Raw genomic sequence first — 23223 nt, 5'->3', positions numbered from 1 at the left:
CCTCGGTTTGTTATAACTTTTTCCACACTGAGTGCTTGTCTGGTTGTTGACCTTTGGTCCACCAGCGCGCTTGATATTCAACGCCTTGATAACTCACTCTGTCGCCGCCGGTATATGCCTTATTAGCACTCCATGAGTTACTGCCATCAGACTTATCTACCAGCTCCCACGCATCACTTTGATCGGGCTTTTGGCCTTTTACCCACCATTTAGCACGATAGTTTTTGCCCTGATACACTGTGGTATCGCCAGCGGTATAAACTTGATCGGCACGCCATGTGTCACCACTTGGTGGTGCGGTTTGGTTAGTCACTGTGATGGTAAAGCTAACGGTTTTTTCAAACGTGCCATCAGAAACGGTGACTTGCCCCTGATAGTCGGTATTTTGCTGAACCTCAGGCGCAGCCAACGTGATAGTTGCACCGCTACCGCTATAACTCAGTGGCACAGGGATCTGCCATGCAAAGGTGAGTGGATCTTTGTCATCATCAAACGCATGAACATGAAGTGATGAGCTTGAGCCTTCTTTTAGCGTGATATCGGCGGGGGTATGAACCACAGGGGCGCGGTTTTGTGGCTTAGCTAGAATTGAAAGGTTAAAAGTGTACTGGGGAAAACTTACAAACAGCTGATTAGCAGCGAGTTGCGCAGCATCAAATACAATATTGCCGTCACTTTGTTGTACGCCAATTTGCAGCGTATTCGCATGATTATTATTTAGTGTGCTAGCAAATTGCGCAGTCCAATGATTGATATTGCTTTGTGTTATCGACAGTTTTTCTTGTACCAATTCTTGGCCATCACCATCAAACACACGTAGCCATACCGTATCGCCTACATTGGCTTGTTGGCCAGGTTTAATTAAAAATCCAGCAGGCGTCCAACTTACCGGCTCAGTCGGTGTAGTATCACGCACTATAGTGACGTCGCTACAATTGTAAAAGCCTTCACCTACAACATCATCACGCTGCCAACGCGTATACAAGATAGCATCTCCGCTAAATTTACTCGGCACCGCGACCTGCATTTCATAATAGCGTTTACCATCTGGCGCAACGAAGAAGTCAACATTGCCATACTCTTGCACTAGCTCTAAATCTTGCCACGCTAGGGGCGTTGACTGAATATCCGCCTCCGGTTTGGTGAGATAAAACTGCCAAAAGCTAGGGTTGTGAGGCGTTGTTGCACGAAATCTCACTTTAATTTGGTTTTGAGCATTTGGCGTTATCGCGGTCCTTTGCCACTCACTCGACGCGATATTCATGCCCGCTTTATTTCTATCGCCACCCGCACAAAGTTGTCCGTCAGGAACAGCAGCCTGTACAGCTTGCAAATTAAAATAATCGGGAACATTCGCTGCAAACTCATGCTTTTGAACAAACTGCACATGTTCAGACGCTAGGTAAGCTGCTCGACATGCCGCGTTCGGGATATTGCTTCCATCTTTTGGCCACCAAAATCCCCCCTGTTCTTCACAAATTGCTTGTCTTGCCTTTGGACTATCCATATAACCATGTGCAAATGCGTTCGATGCTGCCATGCCAAGTGCCATGCCAATACTGACTGTTAACATTGAGTTTTTCATTTTCTTCTACTCGTTTTAGAGAAGTAGCCGCCGCCACTTCGATTAAGATTAGAATGAGCGAGAGTCTATCGATGCTTGCCACACGAAATTCAACCTTGTTCTGTGCACCTAGGTTTCGCACGTTGATAAACACAACTTATCTTGGTCGCGCTACTGTGTTTCGACAGTAAAAACAACGCTGTCATTTTTTAACAACTGATAAGTTCTTGCACGTCCATGGCATGCTCGCTTTCATTTTTTGTAATAGAAACGTATCCAAGTTAATTTTATTGTAAGAATCAACTCGAATTCGAGGCATTTTACTCAAGCACAAATCAATAACAATAGCTGAGATTATTAATTACATTCAGTACTTTATAACCAGATTAGAAAACGCCTTTACGCCATAACTCTGGCCTAAACACCTGTTTACTTTGACTATTACAATAATCAAAACAATTGAAATACTTTATTCTCTAATAATTAACAATCAGAAGGCGCTACTCTGTGTAAAGTTTTATCTACATTGGGTACTAAATTACATTTAATAAAAACACTTTGTTCTTATCAAAAATATTAAAAACAATCCTTTTTACTCAGTCACGTTTTGTACTATAGCCTTATAATTTGGCTATACTTAGACTTTACTGCTTACTTGGAAATGATTTTGCGAACGCTATTTACGTTACTGTTGCTCATTGTGGTGTTTATCACAGGGTTTATTATGGGTGTGTACACTTTACCGATAATGACGCAACCTCCGGCGGCTAGCCACACAGAAATACTGGCGATCAGTAAAGCCGCAACATACAAAGGCCAATTCAAGAAGGAGCTTAAAGATTCAGACGCATTACACTACGCCACTGGTGAAATTTATTTTACGGATAATCATATTGCATTTGTGGGGGAGATAGCCCCAGGGCCTGATTATCGGCTTTACCTCGCCAAAACATTTATTGAGACAGAAGCCGACTTTAAAGCACAAAAACACACCGTGGTGGAAATTGCTAACATAAACCAATTTTCGCAGTTCGTGCAGCGTAAATATCGCCAAGTCGATCTGACCCAGTTTCAGAGCGCTATTATTTGGTGTGAACATTTTGAGCAGTTTATATCGGCAGCGCCATTACAACGCGTTGGTAGCGAGTAGGACTGAAGGAACTGTTTTACGCAACGATCTTGTGTTTCTTCACCGGAAGATAATCCACTCAGCTAGGCTAGTAACCTCTCGCCGGGTAAATCGTCTCCCACAGCGCATTCTATACGTTAGAGTAGGAGCTGCTTTACGCAGCGATCTTGTGTTTCTTATTCAGCCAAAATCCTATTAGCTAAGCTAGTAACTGCTCGGCGGATAAGCCTCCTCCCACAGTGCATTCTACACGTTAGAGTAGGAGCTGCTTTACGCAGCGATGAATCTTCGAAATCAAAGCAAAAAAAGCCACACTGCTAGAGTGTGGCTTGGGAGCATTGCATGGGTGTATTGTTGCAATGATTCTTTCCAGTAATGCGAGTAATTAAGCAGCTTGCTCGTCGTCTTGCCCTAACCGAATTAGATAATCAAAAGCGCCTAAGCTTGCTGTCGCTCCTCCACCCATCGCAATAATAATTTGCTTAAACGGTGTGGTGGTTGCATCGCCTGCGGCGTAAACACCAGCTAGACTTGTCGCACCTTTGCTGTCAATTTCGATTTCACCAAAGCGGCTAAGTGCAACTTCACTCGACTTTAACCATTCAGTATTTGGTACAAGTCCAATTTGTACAAAAATGCCAGCCAGTGCCAACGAATGAGCGTCACCGCTGACCCTGTCTATGTAATTAAGACCCGTTACTTTACTACCATCTCCAACTACTTCTGTGGTTTGTGCGTTTTTAATAATGGTGATGTTGGCAAGGCTTTTCGCCTTTTTGATCAGCACTTCGTCAGCTCTAAGCGTATCGGCAAATTCTAATACCGTGACGTGTTCAACAATATTTGCCAAGTCGATAGCTGCTTCAATACCCGAGTTACCGCCACCAATAACCGCGACAGGTTTCCCCTTAAATAACGGACCATCGCAATGTGGACAATATGCTACGCCTCTACCCTTGTACTCGGTTTCGCCGGGTACATTCATGCTTCTCCATCGTGCACCTGTAGCCAATACTAAAGATTTGGCCCTTAATACCGCACCGCTTTCAAGCGTGATATCAATGGTTTCGCCTTTGTTAATTGCCGCTGCACGCTGGTTCTTCATCACATCAACGCCATACTGGTTAACATGCTCTTCTAACTGTGCAACCAGCTTAGGACCTTCAGTTTTTTGCACTGAAATAAAGTTCTCAATACCCAAAGTATCGGCAACTTGGCCGCCAAAACGCTCCGCAACTACCCCTGTATTTAACCCTTTACGAGCAGCATAGATTGCAGCTGAAGCACCAGCAGGGCCGCCACCTACAACGAGCACATCAAACACGTCTTTCTCGTTAAGTAAGGCTGCTTGTTTTTCACCAGCTTTACTATCAAGTTTTAATAAAATATCGCTTAAGCTCACTGCGCCTTGGCTAAATTGCTCACCATTTAAGTACACGGTTGGCACGGCCATGATGTTGCGTGACTCCACTTCTTCTTGGAACAAAGCACCATCAATCATGGTGGTGGTAATATTTGGGTTAACAGCCGCCATGAGATTCAAAGCCTGCACTACTTGCGGACAAGTTTGGCAACTCAGTGAGATGTAAACCTCAAAGTTCAATGCGTTATCTATATTTGTGATCAGTTCGAGATCGTCTGCCGATGCTTTAGTTGCATGACCGCCTGAATGCAATAATGCAAGTACCAAACTGGTAAACTCATGTCCCATAGGAACACCAGCAAACGTAATTTCGCTCTTTGTTTCAACACCACGCACCACCATTTGTGGGATACGTTCACCTTCAATTGATTCAGATAAAGTAATTTTGTCGCTCAATGACGCTAAGTCTTGTGCTAACCCTTTTAGCTCTTGCGATTTTTTACTGTCATCAACGGTAATGACGAGTTCAATCGGACGTTGTAGAGAGCTAAAATGGCTTTGTAGTTGAGTTTTAATTTGGTTGTCTAACATATAAGGTAACCCTCTGCAGAAACTACAGTAAAAATTCGCAAAAACGATGAATTTGATTCATCTAGATGGTTGAGATGGGAGTGCATGCCGCACTCCCCAGACAAATTAGATTTTGCCAACTAGGTCTAGTGAAGGTGCTAGTGTTTCTTCACCTGGCTGCCAAGAAGCTGGACATACTTCACCATCGTGAGATGCGATGTATTGAGCAGCTTGTACTTTACGTACTAGCTCTTTAGCACTGCGACCAATACCTAGGTCATGCGTTTCGATAACTTTGATTTCACCCTCTGGGTTGATAACAAAAGTACCACGAAGTGCAAGACCTTCTTCCTCGATCATTACACCAAAGTTACGAGTAATACGGCCTGTCGGGTCACCAATCATTGGGAATTGGATTTTCTTAATAGTGTCTGACGCATCGTGCCATGCTTTATGCGTGAAGTGCGTGTCTGTCGATACAGAGTAAACTTCTACACCCATTTCTTGTAGCTGTGCGTAGTAGTCAGCTAAGTCACCAAGCTCCGTTGGACATACAAATGTGAAATCCGCAGGGTAAAAGAATACGATTGACCATTTACCTAGTAGGTCTTGCTCAGAAACTTCTACGAAGTCGCCACCATGGTATGCAGTTGCGTTGAATGGTTGAATTTTAGTATTGATTAATGAAGTGCTCATCGCTTTCCTCACTGTTGTTTAGTTTAAATAATGTTGGCGATTACTGTTCGCCTTGGCTTGAGTACAAAGATAAGGGGAAATGCTGATTAAATAAAATGGATTGTTTGAATCGCTGTAATCGGAAAAACTGATAGCTCTCTTATAGGTGATCAACTAATTCAGCATAAGAGTATAAAAATAAGATAATTACGGTATGATCCCAGCAATTAACTACAGCAGAGCGTGACTATGCACCCGTACTTCAATCATATTCAACTTGGTTACTTTGGCTTTATTCCCTTTTTGGCTTGTATCGCGTGGACGCTAATGGCTGGTGCATCGAGTGACGTGCTTCATGCTTTTCAGTTTTACAGTCTGGGGATTCTTGCTTTTATGGCCGGAAGTTTATGGCGTGCAGGTGAGCAAACCTACAAACAAGCGATACTGGCCGTGATTGTCGTGATCCCTTACCCCTTACTTAGTATTGCAGCACCACAATGGTTGCTTCTCTATCTCGCTATCGCATATTGGCTCGTATATTTTATAGAACGCAATTCGGCTCGCTGGGGTGACTATCATAAAGACTATCAAAAAATGCGAACAGTACTAACTTCTCTCGTTTTTGTTAGTCATCTATTTATGATTGCTCAAGCTCTTGAATTAAACACATAAGTGGCTTGCTTCTGAAGTTCAATTAACTATAACTAAAGATAACTGAAGCACCAGAAGCCAAAGTAATTTGATCAAACGCGCGTTACCTCCCTTAGTAATATGGATAGCCATCATCTTTTTTGGTGGCTACATGTACTATATTGGTCACTACGAATACGAGAGCTACGAAGAGTTGTTCTGGTTCGGCATTTCTTTCACTTTATTCAATTTGATCACCAGAGAAATCGCAAATTCGTTCTTACGCATTGCCCTACTTGTGTATTGTGCGGGCCTACTCCTTGATATTATTGATAATTTCACCGACGGTTTTTCCATTCCCTTACTTAACTTTGACACTTCTTTGAAAAATATCGGTTTTTCACTCATCAGCTTTGGTTTTTACTGCATGATCACCAATAAAAGAGCCAGCATTACAGAGCTAAAAAAAGAAGTAGAGAGAAGAAGATTGTTAGAGGAGCGGATGCGGTATGAAGCTGACCATGATGCGATGACAGGCGTGGGTAGTCGTCGCGCATGTTTTGAAGGCTTGCAAACACATCGCTTTGATGATCAATGGCTACTCTACCTCGATTTAGATAATTTTAAGCAAGTGAATGACAACTATGGCCATCATATTGGCGACGAGGTTTTGATTAAGTTTACGCAGAATATGAAAGATTACTTTGGCTTAGATTACAGCTTTCGTATCGGGGGAGACGAATTTATTGCCTATATTAATGCAGTGCTTCCGGATACAGACGAAGTAAGAGCGGCATTATTAAAGGGATTACACGATTACAAAATTAACGTCAGTATTGGAATGGTCAAAGTTGACCCAGCTAAACAAGCTGATCTCATCATCCACGAAGCCGATGAGCATATGTATGGCGATAAGCGCGGTAAATCACTCAGTTCTAGTGCTCGAGGATAACACTTAGCACTGTTTTATTGGTTAAATTTCAATGACGCTCAGCGCACCAAAATCCAATTACAATTCTACGCTAACTTCTCTAAATTTATAGCTTTTTTAAAAGCTAAAGAAGTAGCACTATTTTCCAATGATTGCTAAGCTTGCGTTAATATCAAGTTACAAGGGAAAATAACGTGTTTGCAAAACTATTTACAAACAATGAAACCCAACAAGCCTTATTAGCCGCGCAACAAGAGATTGCCAGTTTAAAACATGCGAATGCGCAATTAGTTGCTGAAAATGAGTTGTTAAAACAAGAAGTTGTAAGCTCACAAGCTGCGCTCAATGATAATACTGACAATCAACTACTGCAGTGTGCATTGACTGGGTTAAGCCAAGTGCAAGGGATCCGCGAAACCGTTCTTGCGAGCTTTATGAGTATTGAAGAAGAAAGCCATTCAATTGAGCAAGTAAACTCCGCCTTTTCTAAATCTGAAACCGCATTGCGTAAAATACTCACGGGAATGGAGCAGCTCGGCGGTAATATGGACAGAATGACCACCAATATTTCTGGCCTATCGCAGATGGCAGATAGCATTAATACCTTTGTTACGACGATTTCAAAAATTTCAGATCAAACGAATCTGCTAGCGCTTAATGCTGCTATTGAAGCAGCCCGAGCGGGTGAAGCTGGCCGTGGCTTTTCGGTTGTCGCCGATGAGGTACGCGCACTGGCAACCAATACCAATGAATCCGCTAACGAAGTCTCCGATTTAGTCAAAAAAATCATCGATACAACTCACACAACCGTGAGTGCTGTAGAAGAAATTCAAGCGTCTAATATCACGCTATCTGACAGTATTGGACACTTAAACGATGAATACGAAGGGATTGTAAGTTGTTGTGATTCAATGAAAGACACCATTTTGGTTTCTACCACTCAAACTTTTATCCAGACAGTAAAGCTCGATCATGTCGTTTGGAAAGGAGACGTATACAACGTTATTATTGGCAATAGCCATAAAAATATCAGCGACTTTGCCGATCATACGATGTGCCGCTTAGGCAAGTGGTTTAGTGGCGATGGCGCCCAAAAGTTTGGCGGTCACAACGCGTTTAAACGCCTAGAAGCTCCGCATAAAGAAGTCCATAGAGCTGGTGTAGAAGCAATGAAAAAGTTTAAAGCAGGCGATTCTCAAGGCGCAGTAAAACAGCTTAACCAAATGGAACATGCCAGCGTTGAAGTAATGGACTTACTCGATCAACTAGGGCATTGATAAGCAAGTTCTTTACAGACACATAGCAACCGAAAGCGAATTTCAGAGGTACGATAAGGTTAATACCCAATGGCTAGAGAGAGCAAAAGGCTGACTCAGGGAGATATTATGGACAACCGAGATGAATTAATAAACCTAACTAAAAAAGGGATAGGATTCCCATTTGCAGGTTTAATGGTAATTTGCTTTTGTACTTTAGCCATTCATTTTATGCCGCAAAGACAAGCTTTGGTCATGGTGATTTTTGCAACCGGAAGTACATTCCCAATAGCCTTCCTAATCTCAAAAATGTTCAAAGTCAATCCATTTGCTAAACACCCCCCGTTATCAAACTTAGGGACGGTGTTAGCATGCGCCCAATTTTTATATTGGCCAGTATTAATCTTAGTATTTCAATTAGTCCCAAATTGGTTCCCTTTTGCCTTCGCCATTCTTTTTGGCTCTCACTTCATTCCATTTGGTTGGCTTTATAAAAGCAGAGCTTATTACTTTCTGGGCATTGCAATGCCTTTAGTTGGGTGTGTAATGACGGCTTTTGGCAGCGAGTTTTCCTATTCGTATACATTTTGGGCACTTATTCCTCTGTATTTTTTTACGTGTAAACTACTTCTTAAAGAGAACTCTTCATTTAGGTATGCTGAGTTATAAACGCTTATAATAGACAAATAATGGTCCTACACCGTTCCGATATAAATAAAGGAAATCAATGCAATACCAGACTAAAAGGATAATAGGCTGTATTTTCCTTTCAACATTTGCGGGTATTGCTATCTTTACTGCAGTTGCACATCTTTCATGTATTTATTTGGGTGCTAGTTGCTATCGCGCGCAACTTGCTCCAGCAGATATTATCGACTCCGCCATCGCAGGCACTTGGTATGCGCCTACTGCAACCGTTTTTATCTCCGCATTATTTCTAACCACTGCCGCCTACGCACTTTCGGCCCTCAAGTGGATCAAACCATTACCTATGCTTAGCCCTGCCATCTTTACTATTTCAACGTTATGTTTAGTAAGGGGAGCAATTACACTGCCGCTAGCTATAGTTTTCCCTGAAAAAACCACCAGTTTTGCAATTTTGGCTGGGAGCATTTGGTTTTTGGCGGGTGTATTTTGTCTAGTTGGTTTTAAACTAATAAAAGAGCCAATTGCTACAAGATAACTGCCTAGTTTGATAAACTCCTCGTTTTACTGATTTAGACAGTTCCATGATACTCGATAAAAACTGGCGTATTCTTACCGTTGGTGACGGCGATTTAAGCTTCTCATATTCATTAGCAAAGTACTTTGCTCCAGCCCATCTTACTGCCAGTGTTTACGACAGTGAAGGTGAACTTAAGCATAAATATCAAGATAATGCATTTGATAAACTACATACTCTAGGGATTGATGTAGTGACTCAATTTGATGTCACTGAGGCACATTGTTGGCAAAAAGTGCCGTCGCATGCCTTTGATGCGGTAATTTTTCAGTTTCCTCTCATTCCTGCGTTTGACTCGCTTGAAAGCTTCCAAAACCAGACTTTGAGCGTTAACAGCCTCAATCGGAAATTGCTGCGAGAATTCTTAATAAACGCGGCGGCTTATGCACTTGACCCAAATGGCGCTCAACTCGGGATCATTACCTCAAAGGACGTAAAGCCCTATATTGAGTGGGATCTAGAAGGCAGCCTTGTCAACGGACTTGAACAATATTACCTCGGCCAATCTCGATTTGAGATTTCACAGTTCCCAGAATATCAAATTCGCAATGTCGACCGTGATAAGCACGTAAAAGACACCAGTGGTATTAGCTATTACTGGTCTGTTAACCCAGCTCACGCCATAAAAGAAAAACTCAAAGTGCCTGACTACTTGGGTGATAATTACTGTACCATTTGTAGAGCAGGCCCTTTTATCAATGACAGCGATAAGCTCGCGCACTTAGACTCGAAAAAGCATAAAAATATGCAAAAACATGAAAGTGCTTGGCTTAACTACCTGAATACGTAAGCACAATTGGAACGATAACAAAAAGAAAATACTGAAAATTAAAAGTAAATAAATCAACAAATAACCATTTCAAAAACCAATAAAGGCATAAAATATACAAAAGTAATTGAGCCATTATTTAGACACGATTAGACTAGCCTTATATCGCCATCTTTTAAGCTTGTTATTTATCTTGTTGGGGTCTCAATGTCACTACTTAGCCGCGACTTTGTCATTGCGATTTTATGCCTGCTTTGCGCTATGGTCACCATCCAATCTGGAGCCTCTATTGCCAAGCAGTTATTTCCATTTGTTGGGCCTGAGGGCACCACAGCATATCGCCTAGGATTTTCAGCTCTTATTTTGTGCTTGGTGTTCAAGCCTTGGCGTCATTTACCGACAAACTGGCGACCACTCATCGTCTATGGCCTATGTTTGGGCGGCATGAATATCACCTTTTACTATGCCATTGAACGTATCCCTATTGGCATTGGTGTGGCCTTAGAGTTTACCGGGCCACTCGCCGTAGCGCTATTTTCATCTAAACGGAAACGTGATTATTTGTGGGTTGCATTTGCTATTTTAGGAATTTTGCTGTTGTTACCAGATCTTGGCGATGTCAATGGTTTAGACCCAGTAGGTGTTGCTTTAGCCTTGGTTGCTGGCGCTTGTTGGGCAGGATATATTCTCTATGGTAAGCGCTCAGGCAACGAAAGCTCCGGCGGGGTGACTGTGGCAATCGGCATGACGGTTGCCGCGCTTACTATCGTACCGTTTGGCGTGATGTCTCAAGGTGTAGCCCTCCTTAATTGGTCACTTATTCCATTGGGTATCGCAATTGGTTTGTTATCCAGCGCCCTGCCTTATAGCCTAGAAATGGTAGCGCTTCGAAAAATGCCCGCACAAGGGTTTAGTATTTTAATGAGCGTTGAACCTGCGGTTGCGGCGTTGGCTGGCTTTTTAATTCTTGGAGAGTTACTGACTGTTTGGCAATGGCTTGCTATTTTTATGGTAATTACCGCTTCCGTCGGCAGTTCGGTGTCTAGTAAAGAGTAGGTAGCTTAATTTTCGTATAACTGAAATAGGGTAAATAGAGGGAGAAGATCTACTACTCCCTCTATTGTATCGATTATTGTTAGTTAACTGTCGCTTCCGTTGCGACCGAGATCATTTCATCTGTTGATGCGCCTTCAAGAACAGCGTCTTCCTTCTCAGAAAACAGATACTTGTCGAGCCACTGCTCTTGCTCCCAAAGTACATGTAAAATACTTTCTCGTGCTTTATACCCATGGCCTTCTTCTGGCAACATCACCAGCCTTGCATTGGCACCTAAACCATTCATTGCAGCAAACATACGTTTAGACTGCATAGGAAAAGTACCTGAGTTTGGATCTTCCTCTCCATGGATCATCAACATAGGTTCATTGATTTTTTCCGCGTGGAAGAAAGGCGACATGCTGGCATAGACGTTTTGCGCTTCCCAGAAGTTACGCGGCTCACCTTGGAAACCAAATGGCGTCAAGGTGCGATTATAAGCTCCGCTTCGTGCAATGCCAGTGGCAAACAAGTCACTATGGGCGAGTAAGTTAGCCACCATAAATGCTCCATAAGAATGCCCTGCAATCGCAATGCGCTTAGGATCTGCTATACCTTTTTCTACTAAGGTATCAACAGCAGCTTTCGCACTCGCAACCAATTGCTGCCTAAATGTATCATTTGGTTGTGTGTCGCCAGCCCCGACAATCGGCATCGTCGGATCATCAAAAACAGCAATACCTTTTGCTAAATACGGCATTGGCCCCCAATAGCCAATATATGGGAATTGATAAGGCGATTCACGCACCTGCGAAGCAACGGCTTTATCTTTAAACTCGAGCGGATAAGCCCACATCAACACAGGTATACGGCCTTTTGATGGGTCATAATCTGTAGGAAGATAAAGATTACCGGATAGCTCAACGCCATCATCACGTTTGTACTTGATTTGCTCTTTTACAACACCTTTAAATGCAGGATAAGGGTGCGCAAACTTAGTTAGCTGCTCCAAAGTATCAAACTGTAAGTCACGGACAAAAAAGTTGGGTTGTTCTTGGCGTGACTCACGCACGGTAATAAAGCGCATACCTTCGTCATCTAACATTGCACGCACTCTTTCGTAATAAGGTTCGCTCGACTGCCAAATACGAGTTGAAGTATTGGTTTTTACGTCAAAACGATCTAAAAAAGGAATGTTGCCTTTCTCAGATGCACCGTTGCCCGTTAAAAACAAATACCTGCCTCCAACTAACTTCAATACTCTTGAACCTAAATCACTATTTTCATATACAAAGTTGCCAGGATCTTTGTATGCATCATTATAACTGCGCTCTGAAAACACCATGCGATTTTGCTCTGGATTACGCGGAGAAAATACAGAAGAACGAATACTGCGATCGGCAAAGCGCCATTCATTCAAAATCGCAACATTGTTATCAGCCCATTCAATACTTGAAAAACGACGCTCTACTTTTGCGAAAAGTTCAGGTTCCTTTTTGAATGGCGAACTAATCGTATAAAGGTGGTCATGATAGTCAACCTCCACACTCATATCCCCACCATCTTGCGCTTCGGCCCATATCAGTGTCGCGCCATGGTCGTCACGCCATTGGATCTTTCGAGGCCCTTCTCTCACGCTATCAAAGCCCGCAGGCAGTGCGTCGGCTAGCGGTTGTCTTGCAACTTCAAATAATGGATAGCCACGCATTCCCCACACTTGCCATACCGCTGGAAAACGGCTGTAAGGCACTTGGAATGAGAAGGGATCTGCCATCATACCAACCACTAGATTGGTAGAGTCTGGCGAAACAGAGAAATGTTTAAGATACGTTGGATTACCAATTTGCTGCGCGCTGGCATTCAGATTTAGCTTAATTAACTGCCCCTCAGAATAAAACTTAAATAGCTGAATATCATAGGGACTAGACAATAAATTCTGATAAGTGCGTGTTGATGCTTTTTTGCCAGATGTGGTTTGTATTATTGGCGTTAGGCTGGATTTATCTTTTGCGCTTGGCTGTTTGCCATGATTAATAGCAATATTCGCGATAATTGCAGTACTGTCTGGCAACCACTGATATGGCGTTGAAGTCACCACGCCATTTAATGTTGATTGAGTAAGCTGTTTAAGATTGCGCTGCTCAATATCGTAAGCCCAAAGCGTAGCACTATTTTCTTGTTCAAGAATAAACGCAAGATAGCGGCTATCTGCACTCCAGCTTGGAGACTTGATCTTGCCTTTAGGTAGACCTGTCACCTTAATTAAGGCACCGGTTGCGACATGTTTAAACTCAATAGAGCTATATTGGCGGCTGGAGGTCCGCATAAAGGTTTGCGGATTGAACTTTATCCCCGCAAGCGCTTGTTCTGGCTGTCTAAGCTCTTCGAGCGTGAGTACCCTATTGCGCTGTAACAATGCCAACCAATTACCATTTGCACTCAATTTAGAGGTTGGGATCAATGGTGCATCAACAAGCTTTGCCAGCTCTGGAGAAGGTGTCATGTAGCCTTGCTCTTGTGCACATACCGTATATGATACGGTAGTCATTAATATGATAAATGTGATTTGTTTTAATAATTTCACTGTATTTACCTATCTTCGGCGTTTAGCAGGTGATCATATAACGATTATCGGGAAATGTGCAGAGATTTGCGATTTAATGCGATGAAAACTTGATGTACACTTAGTCACTTAACCAGCCATAATTGATACGAATTAGCATGAACAACGATAAAAAACTCGCTAAGGTTACCATTTTTGATGTTGCCGAAGAGGCACAAGTTTCTAAATCAACAGTATCCCTTGTCCTAACGCATAGCGATAAAGTCAGCGATAAAAGCAAAGAGAAAGTACTAAAAGCCATCGAAAAGCTGGGGTATGTTTATAATCGCGACGCAGCAGCGCTACGTAGTAAAAAGTCTAATCTTGTTGCGGTTGTTATCAACGACTTAACTAACCCGTACTCTGCTCAGCTTGCTGTCGGATTAGAAAAGCATATTTACGCATTAGGTATGGTGCCTATGCTGGTAAATACAGGCGAAGACTTTAATCGCCAACGCCAAGTGGTTAACACACTTAAAGAATACAACGTTTGTGCTTTTGTTATGGTGCCTGCACCAAGTACTCCACGAGAGTGGCTGGACCAATTGGCTGACTCTGGATTTCCAGTTATTACCATTATGCGTGAAGTGGCCTTCGCGAAAGCCCCCTGTATTCTACCTGACAATAAAAAAGGGACTCACCTAGCAACGACTCACCTCATTGAGCAAGGCATAAAAGACATTGCTTTTCTGGGTGGTACTCCCGAAATTTCAGATTACCATGAGCGACTGTCTGGTTTCCAAAGCGCTCTAAAGCTCAATGGATTAAATGAAGCGCAACCTGCGATCGCTGCTCCAACCAATCGCCAAGGGGGCCGAGAAGCGTTTAACACCCTCATCGCTGACCACAAAGAGATAAAAGCTATCGTTTGCTTTAGTGACGTCATTGCATACGGTGCAATTGAAGCCATGCGCGAACATGGACTGGTACCTGGTGAAGACATCAAAGTTGTCGGTTTTGATGACTTGCAAGACTCCCAGCTGATGAAACCCGCATTAACGAGCGTTAGAATTGATGCCGACGACATCGGTAAGCGGACATGCCATACGTTATCCGAAATTTTAAACAAATCGCAACCTGCCGTTAGAACCCTAGTGGATGTGTCATTGCAGATCAGAGAATCATCGTAACTCTTAGCGCTTAGCAATAAATGTAGCGCTGATACCTGTTTATAAAAAATGCAAATATTTGCGGCCAAAACTATAGACATTACTGAGAATCTGGATAGAATTCGCAGCAATCTTGGCCGCCAAATTTACCTATGCAAATAGTCTGTTGCGAATATCAAATTCGTGTGCAAAAACATAACTAAAATCTAGTAAAAGCAATGATATGTACCTTACTAGCAGCGCGTACCCATGATGAGCTCAGTTTGATTTTTTTAATTTCAAACACCATACTTTTTTAACATTTTCGCCAATTCGCTTCATTCAGTAGAATTGGCATTACATATTTAAGGTTCTCTTTCGTTGAATAACGCAACCTTTACAGAGAAACGCCGCTTTATTGTGAAGTTAGGCAAAATGCTTCACAAATACGGTACCCCTGCCTATCGACTCGAAGCACATTTAATGGAAATAGCCACTCACCTAGGGCTAAAGTCTTCCTTTGTCATGTCTCCGACATCTGTCACTTTTGTAATTTGGACCGAAGGTCATGAAGAAGAATATACCCATGTGGCGCGAGTTGATCCCGGCGATCATGATTTAGGTTCATTGGCAGATACGGATGACGTCGCAACACGCGTGTTATCTGGTGAGCTTTCAATCCAAGAAGCTGAACAATGCCTTGAAGCCATTTTGCACGCTAAGCCCCCTTATAATAAGTTAATGACGGGTCTTGCATTTGCAACCTCAAGTGGCGCATTTGCGATGCTGATGGGAACTAGCTGGAATGACGTTTGGTGGTCGGCGCTAATATCGCTTGTGGTCTACATATTCGTGCTTTGGGCAAGTATTTCCAAACGCGTAACACATATGCTCGAGCCTTTGGTCGCCATCGTATCAGCGGTTGCTGCCTGCGCTGTGTCTGTGTACATTGACCCGCAGGTCAACATCCGTTTGGTGGTACTTTCGGCCATTATCGTGTTTATACCTGGCTTGGCGCTGGCGCTTGGGTTTGCGGAATTATCGGCTCGTCATCTAGTGTCAGGCACCGCTAGAGTCATGGACTCTATTATGTTGCTCTTTAAGCTCTACTTCGGTGCATTTTTGGGGATCAGTTTAGGGTTTGCGTTTTTTGGACAAGTTGATTTTATACAACCATCACCATTACCACGTTGGACGGCTTGGCTTGCAGTGCTATTACTTTGTAGCAGCCTAGTTATTATCTTTAGAACAAAGTTACGCCATGCAAGTTGGTCACTCGCATCAGGCTTTATCGCCTACGCAGCCAGTATCAGCTCTGCGGTTTACTTTGATTATGCACTTGGTACTTTTGTAGGTGCATTTGCAGTGGGTGTCTTTAGTAATATCTTTAACCGTGTGGTAAATGCCCCTGCGTCCATTGTTGCAATGCAAGGTTTGATTGTGTTGGTCCCTGGTTCTAAAACCTATATTGGACTTAATTCTTTAATTGAAGGCCAAAGCTTTGTTCATGCGGACCATATTGGCCAACAAACCTTTTTAATATTTATGTCTCTTATCGCTGGCCTTATCTTCTCAAACGTTGTACTGCCACCTAAAAAGAGCTTATAACGCGCAAAAAGAACTGGAAAGGCGACTTTCCAGTTCTTTGTAGTTATGAATGTTAACAAAAAACAAAGCGAAATCACTCTAGTAAACTTAACTTAAACAGCAAAAAATCCAGCAAAAATTATTTTATAACCATATATTTCAATAAAATAAGAAAAATCAAAGCAAAAAACCACTAAATTCATAACTATTCATTTCAATTCAAGATTTAACAAACCCCGCTGGTGTTTAATCTTTCTCGTGGTCAATCACAAGTAATACCAATTATCTTAATTAAGTGGTCTATTTTGAGGCGAGAAAACCTTGTCGATAACAAGGCAAAAATTTTGCTATTTAGTTGCTCTAAATAAGAAATTTTTAACGCAGTTAGCGTCAGATTTACTCCTTCAAACTGAGCAAGTATTAAGGCTAATTGGTATATGTACTCAAGGGGAATTTATGTTTCGCAATAACAAGAAAAAACTGGCTGTATTAATCAGCCAATCTTTGCTCGGCTCGGTACTTTTTGCACCGGGTCTAGCTCTCGCTGAAGAAAACAACAATCAAGAAGCAGCTAAAAATGGTGAAGTTGAAGTTATTCAAGTCAGAGGGATCCGTGGCAGCGTTGTTCAATCACTCAATACAAAAAGATACTCTGACGCCATTGTTGATGCAGTAACCGCCGAGGACATTGGCAAATTTCCAGATCAAAACGTTGCCGAATCGCTACAACGAATTACCGGAGTTTCAATCACGCGTAGTTTTGGTGAAGGTGAACGCGTTAGCATTCGAGGCACAGGTGAAAGCCAAAACCGGACCTTATTAAATGGTCAAGCCGTTGGCTCAGCGGACTGGTGGACTAACTCAGCGGCGAGCCGTGGATTTAACTACACAATGTTACCCTCTGAAATCATTTCTGGGCTTGAAGTTTACAAATCACCAGAAGCCGATATTGACGAAGGCTCTATTGGTGGAACCGTGATTGTTAGAACACGTAAGCCGCTTGATTTAGAAGCAAATAAAATTGCAGGTTCAATTATCGCACAGCACAGCGAAGTGTCAGGTGAAACCGACCCGCAACTTTCCGCTATGTACAACTTTAAGACCGATGATGAATCTTTTGGCGCCTTAATTTCTGTCGTGCGCCAAGAGCGCAACTTACGTCGTGATGGTATTGAAGCGTGGTCTTGGACCTATCGTGATATCACACTTGAAGACGGTACCGTCGTCGACAATGTCTACAGCCCTGGCGGTGGCGGCTCAGCAATGTTCTCACAGCAGCGCGTGCGCACGGGTATAAACCTCGCCTTGCAATATCGTCCAAATGAAAATATGGACATTATATTCAATGCGTTAGACTCTACACTTGAAGCCGACAATGAAAACCAAAACTTCCTGTGGTTACCCGGTTACGGCGGCTCACAATATACTGACATTACCGTTATCGACCACCCCGTAGTTGGAAAGATGGCCGTCGGCGGGACGCTTGGCTTATCACCAGATGGTAATAACATTCTGGATGAGACCAAAGTACGTAACTCTGAGCTCAAAACCAAATCGTACGACTTAAAAGTTGAACATCAAGGGCAACTTTGGGAATCTTCATTTCACTTAGGTTACACAGAAGGTTCGGGTGGTTCACAAGCGGATCGCTCCGTTGGTTGGGAAGGCAACTATGTTCACAGCTTTGATGCGTCACAAGAGGAAGACGTAAAGACCAGTTATGCTGCCGATCCAAACGATGGTGATAAATGGAATTTAGGCTTTTTACGCTATGACAGCAATGATGCGAAAGATGATGAAACTTACTTTCAAGCCGATTTTAAACGCCCAATTGATGTCGCTATCTTTAACCAGATCAAAGTAGGCTTTAAATATCGTGATCACAGTCGTTTTAATACCAAACACACTACGGATAATCGTACCGACTTAAACTGGAGTCTAGCTGATTACTCTAAAGCCATGCCTTCTGATTACCTTTCAGGCATAGGCTCAGCAGGCACAACGCGCAGCTATGCAATCACTGATTCAGATAAAATACGCCAAGAAGGTGATGCGCTGGGTTGGAATTACCGAGTATTGAAGGCCAGTACTTTCGATATCAATGAAAAAATTACCGCAGGCTACATTAAAGCGAATCTGGATGCAGATGGTCTACGCGGTAATTTAGGCGTAAGGCTTGTAAATACCAAACAAACCTCATCCGCGTTTGCAGGTGAGTCCGGTGCAGAGGTATGGACAACGGAAGAAAAGGACTACTTCGACATTCTTCCGAGCATTAACTTGGCAATTGACTTAGATGACGATTTATTAATGCGTTTTTCTGCGGCACGAGTTATGTCTCGCCCAGATTACGCCGATATGACAGCATCAACCTCATACAACCTAGAAACACAAACCGGCACTGGCGGTAATCCTGACATCGACCCATATAGAGCGACGCAGTTTGATACCGGAATCGAGTGGTACTTTAGCGATGCAGGTCTTTTTTCTGCGGTATTTTTCTACAAAGATATTCAGTCGTTTATCGAGAGCCAACCAGCACTTGAAACTCACGAAGGTAAAGAAGTGCTGATCAGCCGCCCTGTTAATGGGAAAGCAGGCCGCATTCAAGGCCTAGAAGTGGGTTATCAACAAGAGCTATACGAAGGTTTTGGCGTTGCAGCTAACTATACCTATGTAGATGGTGAAGCCAAAGATGATGAAGGTAACGACATTACCATCCCAGGCAACTCTGAGCATACTGTTAACTTGAGTTCTTATTATGAAAACGAATTCATTAGTGCCCGTATCTCATACAACTTCAGAACAGGGTATGATACAGGTCGCGACTGGCCAGGATACATTGACGATTATGGTCAAGTAGATGCCAACCTTACCTATAACTACAATGAGAATGTGGCATTTATTCTTGAGGCCATCAACTTGACGGATGAACATACATTTAGCTATCAGGAAAAGGGAGTTGAGCAAGCACTAACGGGTGTCTATGCCGATGGAAGGCGTTTTAGCGCGGGGGTTAGATTTAACTTCTAACACCGAATAGCGAATGAAACTTTTACCGCTAAATCTGGTCTTATTAGTCGTAAAGAAATAGTTTCATGACTCGAATTAAGTCGCTTCCAAGCTAACACAGGTTCGACTTAGTAAACTCCCTGCCCGGAGTTCCAAAAAGCTGGTAGCGTTTGCTATCAGCTTTTATTATTTAAATTTCCCTTATATTGTGGTTATATAGCCTATTAAAAATGGCCACAGCAACCCCAAAGAGCAGTCCGAGGATGAGTAATCAATAAAATGCGCAACAATCTCATTTCTGGGCTTATTTTTTCATTTTTTCTGAGTATAAGTTGGCAGACAAAAGCCGATCTTTATGATGCTACCCTCGCCTATCAGAATGAAGAATTCACTCTTGCATTTTCTGAATTCAATCGCCTAGCTCAGTTAGGTAATGCAGACGCCATGTATAATCTTGGGGTGATGTATTTGTACGGTCAAGGAACCGAACAAAGTGCCGCAAATGCCTTTGCTTGGTTTTCATTGGCTAAAGAGTTCGGTATTGCTGAAGCCTTTCAAACTGCGCAACTCGTTTTGCAGCAGTCCGACGACCAAAGTGGCCTAAAAGATTTCGTAACACTTCAAAAAAATCGTTTGGCAGACACCTACTTACTTGATTCAACACTTGCTCGGCTCAAACAACCCAATATCGTTTCTACGCCGAGTAAAACTCACGATGTATTACCTGACTATCCTGATGAGGCCGTACGACAAGGGGTTGAGGGCTGGGTTTGGTTAGAGTTTGATATCGACCAAAGCGGTAAGGCAACCAATATTGAGGTCGTAGATAGCTACCCCAAGCATATATTCACCGCTAGCCTGTTAAATGCTGTAGAGAAGTGGCGATATAGTGGACCAAAGCAAGCACACACGCTGATTTACCATTTTGCGACATATAAAGGCGAGCAATATCGCGAAACCTTAGCCATTCAAAAGAAGGCCTACGAAAAACAGCTAAAGCAGAATATCGACGCTGCAGAACGTGGTGTGGCGCAAGTACAATACTATATTGCTAACTGGTTGAGTATGAAAGATTACAACGCGTATCAGCTGCTGCGCTATCACTGGCGCGCTGAAGAACCAGAAAATGAATTATATTTAGCTGCAGCCAAAAATGGCTTGGACTTGGCACAATATCGTTTAGCAACTCAACTTATCAATGTGGGAGAGCATCGACTTAGTGTACTTTGGCTTGAACACGCAGCACAAACCATGGATATCGCAAAATATCGCTTAGCACGATCACTACTTACAAACACAGAGCTGCAAGATACTCAACGTGCGCTACAAGTACTTACCGAAGCTTCGAACAACGGCCATTTGCGCTCCACACTTCTATTAGCAAACACTTATTTAACTCGTCTCAACGACAAAACTCAGGCAAAGGCTTGGCTGCGTCATGGTCTCACCATCGATCCCGAACACCCTGAACTGCTGCTACTATCTGCCAAGCTTACAGATAATCAGGCAGAGGCCAAGAAGCTTGCCTCACAAGCATTGAAGTCGGCATCACAGCGCAATTGGAGTAGTAAAGCAATACGCTTATTCCAGCAAAAGCTAGCTAACTAACTGTACCCAACCTGGGCTTCGTAACATTGATGTCTTCATCGGTCACCGTACTCCAGTAATACTATGTCACTTTCATAGTTGTTGATCCGATTGAATACTACCTGACTGCCATCAAAGCTTGATAATACCTGTAACTCGGTAAACCCCGCGTAAAGGTGCAACCCAATTGGTTGAATTTCTTCGACCTTGTTTTCACTACTTAAATAACGATAAAGCACCAATTGGTGGCCTCTTTTCAGTACAAAGTAAACCCCATCTCGATATACTGCAGGCTGATAAAGAGATAAAGACCCACGTAACTGCTCTACATCAAATGTCTCAGTGAGCGCAGTAATTAGGTATTCCCTAACTTGTTCTTTATACCCCACAAAGCTAGGGTTCTTTTGAGTAAGAGGTAAATCAGGTGAGTGCGTTACCAGAGGCTGTTGCTCACTGCGCCCTTGAGATACGGTAAATTGCCATGCCTGCCATTTTGCTTCCGCCGAGAGCTTCGCTCGATAATACAGGTTTCTACCATCCTGTGACCAATGCAAGTCGGCAATTTCGGCAAAGTTATCAACTACTTTTTTCACCTCTTTAGTAAAAGAGCTTATTAAATACACTTTGTGCGACTTTGATAATACGGCGAGATATTCGTTATTAGGCGACAGCAATAGCAAAATAGGCACTTCTCCCAGCGGCATCGTACCAAGCAAACTCGACGTTGGCCGAAAAGCATGTTTATGCCACAGCTCAAATTGTGGCGCATCATTATTTTTGGTTGTCACCGAGGCATACACAAAATGTGCGCCATCATCAGACAATGCGGCAAGTAGGTCCATTCGAGCGGGCGACGTCAACTGCTTTTGCTGTGCTTCGCTTTGTACGTCTACAGCAAGCTGATAAAAGTTAATTTCAGCCACGCCCTCAGTGTGCGCCGAAGCACGCAAGTTCGCATTGACATCAATCTCAGATATCGCACCAAATCCGGAGTATAATAACTGTTGCTCACGACCTTTAAGTACACTCAAGTTTTGTTTGGCGATAATAACCGTATCGTCCTCATAACCATGACTCAATGCCGAAAAAGACTGCTTGGAGAGTGTGGTGGTTTGGCTTTCAAGGTCCCCAAGTTGCCCCAGATTAAGCCGATAAACGCCCTGCTCTTTTACCTGATACAACAGCGTTTGTTGGTTAACTTGATAATGTGTTACATCGCGAATAGGCAACGCCGTGGTGTTGAGCACTTTAGGTTGATTATCCGCAAAAGTGACCGCTACAGACTGCAAATAGGTCCCAGCTTTATCCCAAGACTTAGTGATAAAATGGCCCGCTCGATATTCTAGCCAAGGCGCTGAGTCTTGTGCACTATTACAGCTGCCAAGCACGCTATCGCGCGCTAGTCGCCACATTTCTATTGGACCTTTAACGTGTAACGCCCGTACTTCACAGGAAACCGGATCCGAGCGCGAATAAATCAGCCAGTTACCATCTAAAGACCAACTTGCTGACTCTTCACTATAACCGCTGCTTTTTATCGTATGGGTTGTTTTAGTCTCAAGATCATAGACCGCCAAATCAAATTGATCGGCTCCCTCAGCTAAATAACTGTAGGCTAAATAGTTACCATTTGGAGAAAAGCGCACAAAGACTTCAGCACCCGGTGAGGACGTGATCCGAGTTGCTGTGACGGGCTGCTGTTGCAAGTCACTTTGCCACTGCTTGGTAATAAAAACGCCAAGCAAAGATACCACAAGACCCATAAAAAACCCGAGCAGCGCAAATTGCGCACCACGCCCACGAGACAGCTCCTCTACTTGCTCAAGTAGCGTCGGGGCTTTTTTGATTTGTGCAATACATTGATAACCTAGGCGCGGTACCGTTTTAATTATTTTTGGCTCGTTTGAACTATCACCAAGCAGCTTACGTAGTTGTACCACCAGTTGACTAACAGAATTATCACTGACGATAGTACCGGGCCATACGATATCTAAGATGGCATCTCTGGTAACAACCTCTCCCTTGTTAGCAATCAATAGACGCAATAATGCCGCATGCTTCGCTTCGATGCTTCTCCAAGAACCGTCAACACACACAGATAAATTGCTCAGGTCGACAAGTATCTCATTGATTAAAAAACGTTTTTCTAGGTTTTCAACCATCAACTACTAAAAATTTGTAAAACTATGGTTAGGCTCGTAAT

Annotated in this window: 17 protein-coding genes; 12 read left to right on the top strand and 5 right to left on the bottom strand. The window is 43.0% G+C overall.

Translation table 11 applies throughout. The features are described from left to right. Positions 1-10: 10 nt before the first annotated feature. Complete coding sequence (locus tag PNC201_RS22525; RefSeq protein ID WP_102058516.1) at positions 11-1585, bottom strand: lytic polysaccharide monooxygenase; 1575 nt, start codon at positions 1583-1585, stop codon at positions 11-13. A 640-nt stretch (positions 1586-2225) separates the two neighbouring features. Between PNC201_RS22525 and PNC201_RS22520 the strand changes: the two genes are divergently transcribed. Beyond that, complete coding sequence (locus PNC201_RS22520; protein WP_102058515.1) at positions 2226-2714, top strand: DM13 domain-containing protein; 489 nt, start codon at positions 2226-2228, stop codon at positions 2712-2714. Positions 2715-3078: 364 nt separating this feature from the next. Here the strand turns inward: PNC201_RS22520 and ahpF are convergent, their stop codons facing one another. Next, complete coding sequence (gene ahpF / locus PNC201_RS22515) at positions 3079-4647, bottom strand: alkyl hydroperoxide reductase subunit F (RefSeq protein WP_102058514.1); 1569 nt, start codon at positions 4645-4647, stop codon at positions 3079-3081. A gap of 105 nt (positions 4648-4752) precedes the next feature. Beyond that, positions 4753-5322, bottom strand: a complete 570-nt coding sequence (ahpC, locus tag PNC201_RS22510; protein WP_010377859.1) for an alkyl hydroperoxide reductase subunit C — start codon at positions 5320-5322, stop codon at positions 4753-4755. Between the two features lie 228 nt (positions 5323-5550). Between ahpC and PNC201_RS22505 the strand changes: the two genes are divergently transcribed. The 7 genes from PNC201_RS22505 (at position 5551) to PNC201_RS22475 (ending at position 11165) form a co-directional block, all read left to right on the top strand. Further along, positions 5551-5973: a DUF3429 domain-containing protein gene (locus PNC201_RS22505; protein WP_102058513.1), complete on the top strand. Its 423-nt coding sequence runs from the start codon at positions 5551-5553 to the stop codon at positions 5971-5973. Between the two features lie 130 nt (positions 5974-6103). Next, positions 6104-6883 carry a GGDEF domain-containing protein gene (locus PNC201_RS22500; RefSeq protein WP_102058512.1) on the top strand — a complete coding sequence of 260 codons (780 nt, stop codon included), beginning with the start codon at positions 6104-6106 and terminating at the stop codon, positions 6881-6883. 173 nt (positions 6884-7056) lie between these two features. Further along, positions 7057-8139 carry a methyl-accepting chemotaxis protein gene (locus PNC201_RS22495; protein ID WP_102058511.1) on the top strand — a complete coding sequence of 361 codons (1083 nt, stop codon included), beginning with the start codon at positions 7057-7059 and terminating at the stop codon, positions 8137-8139. Positions 8140-8208: 69 nt separating this feature from the next. Next, the gene (locus tag PNC201_RS22490) at positions 8209-8787 is read left to right on the top strand and encodes a DUF7010 family protein (protein ID WP_102058510.1); all 579 of its coding nucleotides are present in this window, start codon (positions 8209-8211) and stop codon (positions 8785-8787) included. Positions 8788-8845: 58 nt separating this feature from the next. Beyond that, positions 8846-9301: a hypothetical protein gene (locus PNC201_RS22485; RefSeq protein WP_102058509.1), complete on the top strand. Its 456-nt coding sequence runs from the start codon at positions 8846-8848 to the stop codon at positions 9299-9301. Positions 9302-9347: 46 nt separating this feature from the next. Then, a complete protein-coding gene (locus PNC201_RS22480) occupies positions 9348-10130 on the top strand; it encodes a Rossmann-like fold-containing protein (protein WP_102058508.1) in 783 nt (260 codons plus the stop codon). A gap of 186 nt (positions 10131-10316) precedes the next feature. After that, positions 10317-11165, top strand: a complete 849-nt coding sequence (locus tag PNC201_RS22475; protein WP_102058507.1) for an EamA family transporter — start codon at positions 10317-10319, stop codon at positions 11163-11165. Positions 11166-11244: 79 nt separating this feature from the next. On the opposite strand, the gene PNC201_RS22470 is transcribed toward PNC201_RS22475, so the two are convergent. Then, positions 11245-13728, bottom strand: coding sequence for a S9 family peptidase (locus PNC201_RS22470; protein ID WP_102058506.1), 2484 nt, complete (start codon positions 13726-13728; stop codon positions 11245-11247). Between the two features lie 137 nt (positions 13729-13865). On the opposite strand from PNC201_RS22470, the gene PNC201_RS22465 reads away from it, so the two are divergent. The 4 genes from PNC201_RS22465 (at position 13866) to PNC201_RS22450 (ending at position 21041) form a co-directional block, all read left to right on the top strand. After that, positions 13866-14876, top strand: a complete 1011-nt coding sequence (locus PNC201_RS22465; RefSeq protein WP_010379361.1) for a LacI family DNA-binding transcriptional regulator — start codon at positions 13866-13868, stop codon at positions 14874-14876. 339 nt (positions 14877-15215) lie between these two features. Next, the gene (locus tag PNC201_RS22460; protein ID WP_017217546.1) at positions 15216-16442 is read left to right on the top strand and encodes a threonine/serine ThrE exporter family protein; all 1227 of its coding nucleotides are present in this window, start codon (positions 15216-15218) and stop codon (positions 16440-16442) included. Between the two features lie 435 nt (positions 16443-16877). After that, a complete protein-coding gene (locus tag PNC201_RS22455) occupies positions 16878-19454 on the top strand; it encodes a TonB-dependent receptor (protein WP_102058505.1) in 2577 nt (858 codons plus the stop codon). A 258-nt stretch (positions 19455-19712) separates the two neighbouring features. Then, positions 19713-21041: a TonB family protein gene (locus PNC201_RS22450; RefSeq protein ID WP_102058504.1), complete on the top strand. Its 1329-nt coding sequence runs from the start codon at positions 19713-19715 to the stop codon at positions 21039-21041. Positions 21042-21076: 35 nt separating this feature from the next. Here PNC201_RS22450 and PNC201_RS22445 read toward each other — a convergent pair whose 3' ends face one another. Further along, on the bottom strand, positions 21077-23182 hold the full coding sequence (locus tag PNC201_RS22445) for a winged helix-turn-helix domain-containing protein (RefSeq protein WP_102058503.1): 2106 nt from the start codon (positions 23180-23182) through the stop codon (positions 21077-21079). Positions 23183-23223: the final 41 nt, after the last annotated feature.

It is taken from the genome of Pseudoalteromonas sp. NC201 (assembly GCF_002850255.1).
Taxonomy (GTDB): Bacteria; Pseudomonadota; Gammaproteobacteria; order Enterobacterales; family Alteromonadaceae; genus Pseudoalteromonas.
This window is presented reverse-complemented; position numbering and strand designations above follow the sequence as displayed.